Origin of the sequence: Oceanospirillum sediminis (genome assembly GCF_014164585.1) — a bacterium.
GTDB lineage: Bacteria > Pseudomonadota > Gammaproteobacteria > Pseudomonadales > Halomonadaceae > Oceanospirillum > Oceanospirillum sediminis.
This window is the reverse complement of the sequence record NZ_JACJFM010000397.1, coordinates 1-300: the sequence shown is the minus strand read 5'-3', so window position 1 is coordinate 300 and position 300 is coordinate 1. Positions and strand designations below refer to the sequence as shown.

The window sequence follows — 300 nt, the reverse complement described above, 5'->3', positions numbered from 1 at the left end:
CCCAGCAGAATATGACTGAGTTTTTGCGGGTAGTCTGCGATATGTCGACAGCGCCAGGCCTGAATCGCCACCAACAGAATCACCAGACCAAGGGCCGTTGCCGCATAACGATGGATCATTTCGGGCCAGCCCTTACTGACCTCAACCCTATGCTCGGGAAATAATTCTGTTGCCCGTGCCAGCTGACTTTCCGTTGTGGGTATGATCAGGTGTCCATAGCAGCCCGGCCAGTCCGGGCAACCGAGACCGGCGTCGACCAGACGGGTCCTGGCACCAAGCCCTATCACCAGTACCGCCAAC

Annotated in this window: 1 protein-coding gene; it reads right to left on the bottom strand. The window is 57.7% G+C overall.

What is annotated here, in order from left to right; genetic code table 11:
- Nucleotides 1-300 (bottom strand): COX15/CtaA family protein (locus H4O21_RS25370; RefSeq protein WP_220495938.1); only part of this gene is annotated, 300 nt, incomplete at both ends.